The sequence below is a fragment of the Enterococcus sp. AMC1086 genome (assembly GCF_058216575.1).
The window spans coordinates 1,599,693-1,612,505 of the sequence record NZ_CM177100.1 but is presented as its reverse complement, the minus strand read 5'-3'; the positions used below and the strand labels follow the sequence as shown (position 1 = coordinate 1,612,505).

The following is a 12,813-nucleotide window of genomic DNA, read 5'->3' as shown; positions in this document are numbered from 1 at the left end:
TTGTTCTTTGAGTTATTTCAAAAAAGTTGTTTCAATTCTTTTATAAAAAATTGACCAATCGCGCTGATTGTTTTGTTTTTTTGATAAAGGACACAAATTTTATTATCTGTACTTTCAGCTAAGGGAACTAAACAAATTTCTTTTTTAGTAAAACCCGTTACCACACCAGATCCAGATGCATAAGCATCTGTCTCTACCAACAAATTCATCAAAGTCCCTCGATCATTTGTATAAACTACTGTTTCTTGTTCCTGATTTTCAATCAAATCTTCTGAAAAGTATGCAAAATTGCTTCCTTCTTGGGTAAAACGCACTTGAGGAAAGCAACTTAATTGTTCTAGCTCAATTTCTTTTTGTTGTGCTAAGGGATGATCTTTTCCTAGAAAGATATGCGTTTTAAAGCTCCCGACAATCTCGTATGTTAAATTTGCTTGTTCTAAATAACGCTTGATTCCGGATTGATTTTGACTATTTAAATATATAATACCAAGTTCACTATGATAACTTTTTACATCTTCGATGACCTTAAATGTCGTTGTTTCGAACACACGAAAATTTTTATACTGATCTTTAAATTGCTGAATGACTTTTCCCATCACTTCACCTAGAAAATCATAATGTTGAGAAGAAATCGAAAAGCGTTCACTTTTCGTCACTTCTTGATAGCGATTTTCAATCATGTCCATTTGGGTTAAAATTTTTTCTGCATGTTCTAAAAAGGTCAATCCTTCTTCAGTCAATGATGCACCTTTATTAGTACGAATAAATAAGGTTACGCCAATCTCTTCTTCTAAGTCACGAATACCATTAGAAAGGCTTGGTTGCGTGATAAAAAGCTTTTTCGCAGCTTCACGAAAACTACCGTTATTTGCAACAGCTACGACATATTTCATCTGTTGAATATTCATAAATATCCTCCATTTTATTCAGAAAAATAAATTTTACGTCCATTCAACCCTTGAACTGGGCGGTTGTTAAACGGTAACATGCCTTCGTCAATTCGCTCAAAAAAATCTTGATCCATTTTTTGAATAGAATCAAACACAAACCAATGAACGGGTCCTTTTGTTGGAGGTGTCGTTAATGATCCTAAATAATGAAAATGTGATTTTTTTTCTGGTAAAAAAATCGACGGATCAAACCATTGTTGATGCGTCTCTGAGTTCCATTCAAGCGTTGTTTGCTTTTTTGAAAATTTATTATTATCTTTGGTAATCGTAAATAGACAGCCGACAACCAAGTTATCACCAGAATTATTCATGTGAACCAAATGAAATTCTAGTGGTGCATGTTCTCCATCAAAAGTATGCTCACTTGGTGTGTGGAAGTGAATATCTGTTAAATAATATTTTTCATCTTCAAATATCACGTAACTTTCAGTATTTGGTGGAACAAAATGAAATGTATTCTTAAATTCTTTTTCAGTAAATTCTTCTGTTTTATAACAAAAATCAATCGCTCTACTAGTAGATATACCATTGATTAAGTTTTTTGATAAATTAACCGGCGATTGATAGGGATACTTAGCTCCAGTTGAAAACCAATCACATAGCGTATGCCAATGTTCTGGTCCAAGTTCACCTTCATAACCCCATTCCACGTCCATATTTCGAATATTTTTCATCAAACCCCACCTTCTATTTTTATCGTCTGAATAACTGTATACCATTTAGTAACAACAGTCAATTTTCAAAAACTAATTTTCCCTTTTTTTATTCGCATTTTCAAATAGAACTAAAGAATCGAATAATCAAGAAAAAAGTATAACCTTTGAACACACGATCAAAAATTATACTTTTTATGAAACAAATTATTTATTTAACCAATTTTCTGGATCTTTTTTCCAATTTTTTAATAAAGCAACATCATTTTCTTCAATATAATTTGATTGCAATGCCGCATCGATCAAGGTTGAATAATTGGTTAATGTAATTAAATCCATCTTGTGTTCTGCAAATTTTTCTGTACCTTTAGGTAATTCATAGGTAAAGATTGCAGCAACACCTAACACATTTGCACCTTCACGCTTTGCTGCCTCAGCTGCTTCTAATACACTTCCGCCAGTAGAAATCAAATCTTCAATGACGACCATTTTTTGTCCTTTGAAAATTCTACCTTCAATTTGATTGCCTTTTCCATGTTCTTTGGCTTTACTACGGATATAAACCATCGGTAAATCTAAAATATCTGCTACCCAAGCTGCATGAGGAATTCCTGCTGTTGCAGTTCCAGCAATCACTTGTACATCGGGATATGTTTCTTTAATTTTTTTTGCAAGTCCTTTTGCAATTTCTTTACGAACAACTGGATAACTCATCGTGATTCGGTTATCACAATAAATCGGGCTCTTAATTCCACTTGCCCACGTAAAAGGCTCATTTGGACTTAAAAAAACAGCTTCGATTTCTAATAAATCTTTGGCAATCGTTTTGGCTAATTCTGTCATTATCTTTCTCCATTCCACTCATTTTTTATTGATTTGTACGCTTCATAAGGTATTTTCGCCTGCGTTATTGGTCGGCCAACTACAATATAGGTCGAACCAATCTTTCTTGCATCTTTTGGTGTCACAACACGTTGTTGATCTCCAACGTCACTACCTCTTGGACGAATCCCAGGAGTCAAACAGATAAAGCTTTCATTAGTCGCTTGGTGAATATCATTTGCTTCCAATGCCGAACAAACAACACCATCTAATCCGGCTTGTTTTGCACATTTTGCATAATGAATCACACTTTCTTTTAAAGAGACTTCAATCAATTGGTCTTGCTGCATTTCCTCTTCACTTGTTGATGTAAGTTGTGTTACAGCAATCAAAATCGGCTCTTTCGCTCCAGCTTTCGTTCCCTTTTTTAATCCAGCTTTAGCGGCTTTCATCATCTTAATACCACCAGCTGCATGAACATTCGTAATATCTACACCCAGTTTAGCTAAACCTGTCATTGATTGTTCTACTGTATTTGGAATATCATGTAATTTTAGGTCTAGAAAAACTGAATGTCCTAACATTTTTAACCAACGGATAATCTCAGGTCCTTCTTGGTAAAACAGTTCCATTCCAACTTTAACAAATAATGATTCTGCTTCAGGAAAATTGGCTAAAAAAAACTCAACTTCTTTTTTTGAAGGGAAATCTAATGCGATGATCGGTCGTTGACTCATAGATTTTTTTCCTCTCTCACTTCTTTAATTAATTGCTCTAATGATTCGATGCCAAGTTCTGCCATTCTTATCGGTAAAGCGTCGATTAGTTTCGGACAAATATAAGGATCAGTAAAATTAGCAGTTCCAACACCGACAGCACTTGCTCCAGCCATAAACATTTCTAAAACATCATCTACAGTTTGAACACCACCCATACCAATAATTGGAAGACTAGAAATTTGTGAGACTTGATTGATCAGGCGAATAGCAACGGGTTTGATTGCAGGACCTGATAATCCTCCTGTTTGATTAGCTAAAATTGGACGACGAGTTTTCAAATCAATTCGCATTCCTAAAAGTGTATTGATCATTGAAAATCCATCTGCTCCACCAGCTTCAATCGCTTGTGCAACTGGCACAATATCAGTCACATTCGGAGAAAGTTTTACATAAATTGGTACTTTAGCCACTTTTTTTACAGCTTGTGTTAATTGAAACGCAACATCTGGATCTGTTCCAAAAGCTATACCTCCATGTTTTACATTCGGACAGGAGATATTTAGCTCGATTGCACTAACATTTGGTGCATCACCGATTTTGCTACAAACTTCAACATAATCTTCTTCACAAGCGCCAGCCACATTTGCAATAATTGGTAAATCATAGGATTCCAAAGCTGGCAATTTGGTATTCATCACAACATCTAAACCAGGATTTTGCAAACCGATCGCATTTAGCATACCACTAGGCGTTTCTGCCACTCTTGGGGTTGCATTTCCAAAACGTGCTTGCGGTGTTGTTGCTTTGACCATAATCGATCCTAATTTGCTAAGATCGTAGTATTTAGCATATTCTTCTCCGAATCCAAAACAACCGCTCGCAGGAATGATAGGATTTTTTAATTTTAAACCTGGAATAGTTATAGCTAACGAATTTTTCGTCATAAAACCACCTCACTGGCTCTAAAAATCGGCCCTTCATCGCAAACTTTAACACTTTTTGTCCCAGTTTCATCATCTGGCACATGACATACGCAGGCATAGCAAGCCCCCATACCGCAAGCCATTCGTTGTTCTAATGAAAGAAAGACATTAGGATTATCAGAAAAAACTTGTGCAACCATTTTTAGCATTCCATTTGCACCACAGGCATAAACAGCATCCGGTTGCTCTTTTGTCAGTGCATCCAGCAAAAGATTCCCGACATTTCCTTCAACTCCAAAAGATCCGTCATCTGTTGCGAATCTTGTATCCCCTAGTGCGATAAATTCGTTTTCGAAATAAGCGACTTCTTTAGAGGCATAGCCTAAGAAATGAACGACTTCTATCTGTCTTTCAATCAATTGTTTTGATAATTCGTACATAGGCGGAATACCAATTCCACCGCCTATCACGAAAGCTTTTTGCCCAGCACTCAAACAATCGACATCAAAGCCATTTCCTAAAGGACCCATAACGTCTAACGTGTCTCCTTCAGTAAGTTCAGCTAACACTTTGGTGCCATCACCTTCTGTTCGATAGATGATCGTACACGTTTTTGCTTGTTTATCGATTTGATTGATACTGATAGGTCTTCTTAAGAGCATATCTTCACGCGGTACTTTTATATGGAGAAACTGTCCGGGCTTTTCCATTTTATTAACTAGTTCACCTGTTAATGTCATTTGGAAAATTCTGGGAGCTAGTTGTTGCTGAGAGGTGATGGTCATTATTTCCTGCTTCATTTATTCTACTCCTTTACAACGCTATTCGATTTTAGAAGACGACGCACGATACTTTTTCGCTTTGTCTCATCCTCTTCAAACTTAAATTGGCTCAGTTGAAAATGCTCGAGATTCTAAAACTTTCAGGATTGCTTCCGCCGTATCTAGCGAAGTAAATAGCGGAACACCATGCTCAACTGCTTCTCTTCGGATCAAAAATCCGTCTTGTTTCAAATCGGAACGATTTTTATCCATTGTATTGACAGCGACTTGTGCTTCACCGCTTCGAATCATATCAAGAACAGTTTCACTCCCTTGGTTTATTTTAAGAACTGATTTAACTAACAAGCCATTATCTGCTAAGAATTTTGCGGTTCCTTGAGTGGCGATCAAACTATAACCGATGTCATTAAAACGTTTCGCTAACGCTAATGCTTCTTCTTTCGTTTCATCCGCTATAGTAAACAACACCGCTCCAAAACTCGGCAAGTGCAATCCCGATGCTTCAAAAGCTTTATATAATGCTTTTTCTAAACTATAATCAGAACCCATTACTTCACCAGTGGATTTCATTTCAGGACCGAGATACGTATCTACTTTTTGAAGTTTAGTAAATGAGAAAACGGGTGCCTTGACATGTACTTGTTTGCCTTCTGGATATAATCCATCTTGATAGCCTAAGTCTGTTAGTTTTTCACCTAGAATTACTCTTGTCGCTACCTGAGCCATTGAAATTCCTGTAATTTTACTTAAAAATGGAACTGTTCGACTCGCTCTTGGATTGACTTCGATCACATATACTTTCTCGTCATGGAGAACAAATTGGATGTTCATCATACCGACACAATTTAATCCGATTGCCAGCTTTCTTGTGTAATCAGTGATCGTTTCCTGAATTTCTTTTGATAAGGTTTGTGGTGGATAAACAGCCATCGAATCTCCCGAATGAACACCAGCACGTTCAATATGTTCCATAATACCTGGGATCAAAACCGTCTGTCCATCGCAAATTGCGTCAACTTCACATTCTTTACCTAAGAGATAGCTATCCACTAATACTGGGTGTTCTGGAGAAGCTTTTACAGCATTTTGCATGTAATCCTCAAGATCTTTTTTATTTTCAACAATCTCCATCGCGCGACCGCCAAGTACATAACTCGGACGAACTAAAACTGGATAACCGATTTTATTTGCTATGACTACAGCTTCTTCAGCACTTGTTGCAGTATCGCCTGGAGGTTGAGGGATATCTAGTTCTCGTAACGCTTGTTCAAATAAGTCACGGTTTTCAGCTCGATCCAAATCTTCGATTGAAGTTCCCAGAATCTTGACACCTTGTTTTACTAATGGCTCCGCTAAATTGATTGCTGTTTGACCACCAAACTGAACGATAACGCCCATTGGCTGCTCTAATTCGATCACATTCATCACATCTTCTAGCGTTAGTGGTTCAAAATAAAGTTTATCTGAAATCGAAAAGTCTGTTGAGACTGTTTCTGGATTACTATTCATAATGATTGCTTCAAATCCTGCTGCTTGAATTGCTTTTACAGAGTGAACTGTTGCATAATCAAACTCTACCCCTTGCCCGATTCTGATTGGGCCTGAACCCAGCACTAATACAGAAGGTTTATCGGAGCGAAGACTTTCGTTTTCAATTTCATATGTGCTGTAAAAATAAGGTGTTTGAGATTCAAATTCTGCCGCACAAGTATCGACCATTTTGTACACTGGTAGAATTTGTTGTGCATGACGATAGTCAGTAACATCTTGTTCTTTTAGCTGCCACAATTCGGCAATTTTCCGATCTGTAAAACCATTTTGCTTTGCCTCTTTTAACGTTTCAACATCCTTAACATTTTTTTTCAATCTATCTTCTATCTCAACGATATGAAGTAGCTTGTCAAGAAAGAATAAATCTATTTTGGTAAGCATAGCCAAATCTTCGATCGTAAACCCTCGACGAATTGCTTCAGATAGATAAAACAAACGATCATCTTGTGCTTTTACAATTTTTTCAGTCAATCGTTCGTCACTGACTTCATGGATTTCTTTTAGTTCGTTATGATAAGCACCGATTTCAAGTGAACGAACAGCTTTTAACAATGACTCTTCAATGTTACGGCCAATCGCCATGACCTCACCTGTCGCTTTCATTTGCGTGCCTAAACGACGTTCCCCTTTTTCAAATTTATCAAATGGCCAACGAGGAATTTTTGCTACGACATAATCTAAAGCTGGTTCAAACTCTGCATAAGTTGTTTCTGTGACAGGATTTTTCATTTCATCTAACGTGAGACCTACAGCAATTTTTGCAGCTAACTTAGCGATTGGGTATCCAGTAGCTTTACTGGCTAATGCCGATGAACGGGAAACACGTGGATTCACTTCGATCACATAATAATTAAAACTATGCGGATCTAGAGCTAACTGAACGTTACAGCCACCTTCTATTTTTAATGCTCTGATAATTTTAAGAGATGCGTCACGAAGCATTTGATATTCATGATCTGACAATGTTTGGCTTGGTGCAAAAACGATTGAGTCACCAGTGTGAATCCCAACTGGATCGAAATTTTCCATGTTACAGACAACAATCGCATTATCAGCAGAATCACGCATTACTTCGTACTCGATTTCTTTAAATCCTGCAATACTTTTTTCAATCAAACACTGAGTTGCTGGGGACAATTTCAAACCATTTTCAGCGGTGTTTCGTAATTCCTCTTCGTTATCACACATCCCTCCGCCTGTACCGCCTAAGGTAAATGCAGGGCGTACGATGATTGGATAACCGATTAGATTGGCAAATTCGACCGCCTGTTCAACCGTATTGACGATTTCACTTTCTGGAATTGGTTGATCTAACTCTTCCATTAATTGTTTAAATAAATCACGATCTTCGGCTTGGTCAATGGCATTTAGTTTGGTGCCTAATAGTTCTACGTTTAATTCATCCAAAATACCTGAAGCTGCCAGTTCCATCGCCATGTTCAATCCTGTTTGACCGCCCAGTGTTGGCAATAATGCATCTGGACGTTCTTTTCTCAAAATCCGTGAAACGAATTCTAACGTGATTGGTTCAATATATACGTGATCTGCAATCTCTTTATCGGTCATAATCGTTGCTGGATTTGAATTGACCAAAACGACTTCGTAGCCTTCTTCTCTCAAAGCAAGACAAGCCTGAGTACCGGCATAATCAAATTCTGCCGCCTGACCAATAATAATTGGTCCTGAACCGATAACCATGATTTTTTTGATATCTGATCTTTTTGGCATTAGTCTTGCTCCTTCCAAGCATCCATTAGTTCCATAAATTCGTCGAATAAGTGAAGTCCATCGTGAGGTCCTGGCGCTGCATCTGGATGATATTGAACCGTAAATGCTGGATACTGACGATGTCTAACGCCTTCAACAGAACCATCATTTACCTCCACATGGGTGACCAGCAATTGCTCAGAATCAACCGTTGCCTCATCTACTGCATATCCGTGATTTTGTGAAGTAAAATCGATTCTTCCAGTCGCGATTTCTCTGACAGGATGATTTAATCCCCGATGACCAAATTTCATTTTGTAGGTATCCGCTCCATTTGCCAAAGCAAATAACTGATGACCTAGACAAATCCCAAAAATCGGTACTTTGCCTTGAATTGTTTGAATCATTTTAATCGCTTCCGGTACATCTTTAGGATCACCTGGTCCATTTGTCAGCATCACGCCATCGGGTGAAAGTTCTAAAATTGTTTCAGCCGTCGTATTATAAGGTAAAACAGTCAAGTTACAATGACGTTTTGATAGTTCACGTAATATGCTATGCTTTAAACCAAAATCAACTACTATTACATTTCGACCGATACCTGGACTTGGGTATGGCTTAGTTGTTGATACTTGAGCTACTTGATTCTTAGGTAAAACCGTTGCTTTCAACTGATCGAATTCATGAGTCAAATCATCATCTGCATCAATGAAAGCAGCTTTCAAGGTTCCGACTGAACGAAGTTTTCGCGTCAGTGCACGTGTATCGATTCCTGAAATCCCTGGAATTCCTTTTCTTTTTAAAAATTCATCTAACGTCATTTGTGCACGCCAATTCGAGGCAAGTCGAGCCTGTTCTTTAACTACTACTCCTTTACAAGTTGGAGTAATTGATTCATAATCATCGCGATTGACACCATAGTTGCCGACCATTGGGTAGGTAAATGTAATGATTTGACCATTGAAACTTTGATCAGTGATCGTTTCTTGATAGCCTGTCATACTTGTTGTAAATACGATTTCTCCAACAACATTGACATCTGCACCAAACGCTTTTCCTTCAAAAATGGTTCCGTCTTCTAGTATCAATAGTCGCTTCAAATTTATGCATCTCCCTTTAACCAAACTAATTGTCCATCAACAAAAGTCATTAAGGTTGTTCCTTTGACTTTCCAACCAACGAAAGGTGTATTCACTCCCAGTGATTCAAATTCATTGTCATCAATCGTTTCTTCCAACTCTAAATCGAAAACAGCTATATCTGCTGGTGCTCCAATAGTCAGTGTTCCAGCGGTCAGACCAAAAATTTCTGCTGGTTTCGTTGCCATCCAATCAATCACTTGTTCAAGTGTAAATTTGCCTGTTTCAACAAAATGTGTGTAGATCAATTGGAAGGCTGTCTCGCTGCCTACTATTCCAAATGGCGCTTTTAGAAAAGTTTGGTTTTTCTCTTCTAATCCATGAGGTGCATGATCAGTTGCAATACAGTCAATTGTGCCATCAAGCAGGCCTTCAATCAGCGCATCGCGATCAGTTGTTGCTCTAAGGGGCGGATTCATTTTCCAAAAACCGTTGTCTTCCGGAATATCTTCGTCAATTAAAATCAAATGATGGGGAGCCACTTCTGCCGTTACATGAATTCCAGCTTTTTTTGCATCACGAATCACACGGACACTTTCTTTTGTTGACACGTGACAGACATGATAATGGACTCTAGTCTCACCAGCCAAAACAACATCTCGAGCAATTTGTGATGCCTCTGTGGAGTTTAAAATCCCCGGTAATCCTAGTTTCTTAGAAATTTTCCCTTCATGCATGACTCCACCAAAAAGGAGTGATTCGTCTTCGGTATGGGCTACGATCGCCATGCCAATTGCTGCGGCTTCTTTCATTGCAAGATACATTGTTCCAGCAGTTTGTACTCCTACACCATCGTTTGTAAATGCGAAAGCACCAACTTCTTTTAGTGCTTTTTGATCCGTTAATGTTTCACTTCGCAGCTCTTCTGTGATTGGTGCGTATTGTAACACTTTTACCACAGCATTTTTTTCAATGATCTCATAAACTTCTTTTAATTTCTCTGCAGTATCAGGTACTGGATTTAAATTTGGCATCGCACAAACAGTTGTATATCCACCTCTAGCGGCTGATTTACTTCCCGTCTTGATTGTTTCTTTGTAGGTAAAACCAGGTTCTCTTAGATGAACATGGACATCGACTAATCCAGGTATGATCAATTGTCCTTTTGCATCGTAAACTTTTTCAAATGTGCTTTCTTCAAAACATTCACCAATTGCTCTGATTTTCCCATTTTCGATCCAAATTTCTGCTGGAATCAATTGATTGTCTTTTTTTATGATTTTTCCATTTTTGATAAGTGTTTTCATTTAGTTCACCTATGCCTTTCCTTGTAATACTGCTTCTAAAATTGACATTCTCATATAAACCCCATTGCTCATTTGTTGAATTATACGTGATTGGATTCCTTCTACAAGTGAATCCGCTAATTCCACATCTCGGTTAATAGGTGCTGGATGCATGATGATTGCTTGATTTGACAGTCGTTTAGCGCGCTCAACTGTTAAACCATAATCTCTATGATAATCCTCTTTTGAAAAAATTTCTGAACCGTCGTGGCGCTCGTGTTGTACTCTCAACATCATCATCACGTCCACTGTTTCAACCACTTCATCAAGGGGCATATAATGACCATATGCTTCAAATTGCTTGTCATACCATTCTTCTGGTCCAGAGAAATAAATTGTTGCTCCAAGTCGTTTTAGCATTTGCATATTGGATTTTGCTACTCGAGAATGAGTGATATCTCCAACGATTGCAACTTTTAATCCGCCAAAGTGACCAAATTCTTCATAAATCGTCATCAAATCTAGTAAGCACTGGCTAGGATGTTGCCCACTACCATCTCCACCATTGATAATGGCACATTGGATCGTTTTACTTTGGATCAATTCATCATAATAATTTTCTTCTCCGTGGCGAATAACTGCTACATCGACTCCGATTGCTGACATCGTCAACACTGTATCATAAAGGGTCTCACCTTTTTTGACCGAACTCATACTTTCTTCAAATTCAATCACTTCAATTCCAAGCTTTTTCTCTGCAACATCAAAGCTTTTATGGGTTCGAGTACTATTTTCAAAAAATAAGTTTGTCGCAAAGTATTGTTTTTTTTCAGGCTGCCAAACGGCCCCTTGTTTAAACTCTTGTGCGCGACGGATCAACCCCATAACTTCTTGATCACTTAAGGCTTCAACAGTCAAAAGATGTTTTAAACTGATACGTTCAGATGTGATGATCATGCATTCATTCCTCCTAAATTTAAAAGCGTAATAGGCTTCATCTCTGGCAAAAAAATGTGGAATTATAACTGAGATGTTTTTTTCCTAGATAAACTATTCTTCACTACGAGCCGTTTCAGGTAAAATTAGATTAAGAATAATTCCTAAAACTGTTGCTAATGCCATTGACGATAATTCAAAAGTATCTAGTTTAAAGACCAAGCCACCGATTCCAATGACTAAAATCACTGAGGCAATCAGCAAATTCTTCTTCTTGTCAAAGTTGATTTGATTATCGATCAAGATTTTTAATCCGCTAGCGGCAATTACACCGAAAAGAACAAAGCTGATTCCGGAAATAACTGGACCTGGAACACTTAAAATAATTGCACTTAATTTTCCTACAAACCCAAGACCGACTGCAAAGACTGCAGCACCTGCGATGACAAACACACTGTGTACTCGAGTAATGGCTAAAACACCAATATTTTCTCCGTAACTTGTGACAGGAGGTCCTCCGACTAAACCAGCTACAATCTGTGCTGCACCGTCACCCATCAATGTTTTTGATAAGCCTGGCTCTTGGAAAAAGTTCCGCTTAGTTAATTTATTTAAAACCATTAGATGTCCGATGTGCTCGGTCATTGTAACAAAGGCGATTGGTGCCATTGTTGTGATTGCATTTAAATATAGCTTTGGCTCATACTGCACAAAAGGAATTTCAAAGTTCGGCATAGCAAACCAAGCTGCTTGTTTGATTGGCTCTACATCCACAATACCGAATACTAATGCAACAAGATAGCCGCTTACGATTCCAAGTAAAATCGGAATCAACCCTAAGAATCCTTTGAAAAACATATTGTAGAAGATTGTTAATCCTAATGTAATCAGAGCAACTGCAATGAATTTAAAATCATAGTTTCCATCGTTGAACATCGCGTTATTTGCAGCATTTGAAGCCAAACCTAGTCCGATGACCATTACCACTGGTCCGACCACGATCGGCGGCAAAATTTTATCTAGCCAAGCCGAACCGATTTTACTAATAATAATTGAAACGATTAAGTAAACCAGTCCTGTTGTGATTGCTCCTTGAGCGATTGCCGGGTAGCCATCGCTTTTCATCAACATTTGCATGGCAGCTATAAAGGCGAAACTGCTTCCCAGATATGCTGGAATTTTTCCCTTTGTTACAAATAAATAGACGATCGTTCCAAGACCTGAACTGACCAATGCAATCCCTGGATCGATTCCAACTAATATCGGGACTAAAACTGTCGCGCCAAACATTGTGAATAGATGTTGTAAACTCAATCCAATCCAATGTATTGTCTTGGGTCTGTCGTGAATATCTAAAACTGCTTCATCATTACGAAATTCTTTTTCTGTCATATCAACCTATCCT

11 protein-coding genes are annotated in these 12,813 nt (G+C 38.0%); all 11 read right to left on the bottom strand.

Going from position 1 to position 12,813, the window contains the following annotated elements; genetic code table 11:
• Positions 1-17: 17 nt before the first annotated feature.
• Positions 18-908 carry a LysR family transcriptional regulator gene (locus AC4BC4_RS07520; protein WP_490477286.1) on the bottom strand — a complete coding sequence of 297 codons (891 nt, stop codon included), beginning with the start codon at positions 906-908 and terminating at the stop codon, positions 18-20.
• 14 nt (positions 909-922) lie between these two features.
• Positions 923-1,624, bottom strand: a complete 702-nt coding sequence (locus AC4BC4_RS07515; RefSeq protein ID WP_438756082.1) for a carbonic anhydrase — start codon at positions 1,622-1,624, stop codon at positions 923-925.
• Between the two features lie 186 nt (positions 1,625-1,810).
• Positions 1,811-2,446 (bottom strand): orotate phosphoribosyltransferase, encoded by a 636-nt coding sequence (gene pyrE, locus AC4BC4_RS07510; protein ID WP_490477285.1) that lies wholly within the window; start codon positions 2,444-2,446, stop codon positions 1,811-1,813.
• The gene (gene pyrF, locus AC4BC4_RS07505; protein WP_490477284.1) at positions 2,446-3,162 is read right to left on the bottom strand and encodes an orotidine-5'-phosphate decarboxylase; all 717 of its coding nucleotides are present in this window, start codon (positions 3,160-3,162) and stop codon (positions 2,446-2,448) included. The genes pyrE and pyrF overlap by 1 nt, the downstream gene beginning before the upstream one ends.
• Positions 3,159-4,088: a dihydroorotate dehydrogenase gene (locus AC4BC4_RS07500; protein WP_490477283.1), complete on the bottom strand. Its 930-nt coding sequence runs from the start codon at positions 4,086-4,088 to the stop codon at positions 3,159-3,161. The genes pyrF and AC4BC4_RS07500 overlap by 4 nt, the downstream gene beginning before the upstream one ends.
• Positions 4,085-4,867: a dihydroorotate dehydrogenase electron transfer subunit gene (locus AC4BC4_RS07495; protein WP_490477282.1), complete on the bottom strand. Its 783-nt coding sequence runs from the start codon at positions 4,865-4,867 to the stop codon at positions 4,085-4,087. The genes AC4BC4_RS07500 and AC4BC4_RS07495 overlap by 4 nt, the downstream gene beginning before the upstream one ends.
• An 81-nt stretch (positions 4,868-4,948) precedes the next feature.
• Complete coding sequence (gene carB / locus AC4BC4_RS07490; protein WP_490477281.1) at positions 4,949-8,128, bottom strand: carbamoyl-phosphate synthase large subunit; 3,180 nt, start codon at positions 8,126-8,128, stop codon at positions 4,949-4,951.
• Positions 8,128-9,207 carry a carbamoyl phosphate synthase small subunit gene (locus AC4BC4_RS07485; RefSeq protein ID WP_490477280.1) on the bottom strand — a complete coding sequence of 360 codons (1,080 nt, stop codon included), beginning with the start codon at positions 9,205-9,207 and terminating at the stop codon, positions 8,128-8,130. The genes carB and AC4BC4_RS07485 overlap by 1 nt, the downstream gene beginning before the upstream one ends.
• Before the next feature lie 2 nt (positions 9,208-9,209).
• Positions 9,210-10,493 (bottom strand): dihydroorotase, encoded by a 1,284-nt coding sequence (gene pyrC, locus AC4BC4_RS07480; protein WP_490477279.1) that lies wholly within the window; start codon positions 10,491-10,493, stop codon positions 9,210-9,212.
• 9 nt (positions 10,494-10,502) lie between these two features.
• Positions 10,503-11,429, bottom strand: coding sequence for an aspartate carbamoyltransferase catalytic subunit (locus AC4BC4_RS07475; RefSeq protein ID WP_438756090.1), 927 nt, complete (start codon positions 11,427-11,429; stop codon positions 10,503-10,505).
• A 93-nt stretch (positions 11,430-11,522) separates the two neighbouring features.
• Positions 11,523-12,800: a solute carrier family 23 protein gene (locus AC4BC4_RS07470; protein ID WP_490477278.1), complete on the bottom strand. Its 1,278-nt coding sequence runs from the start codon at positions 12,798-12,800 to the stop codon at positions 11,523-11,525.
• Positions 12,801-12,813 lie beyond the last annotated feature (13 nt).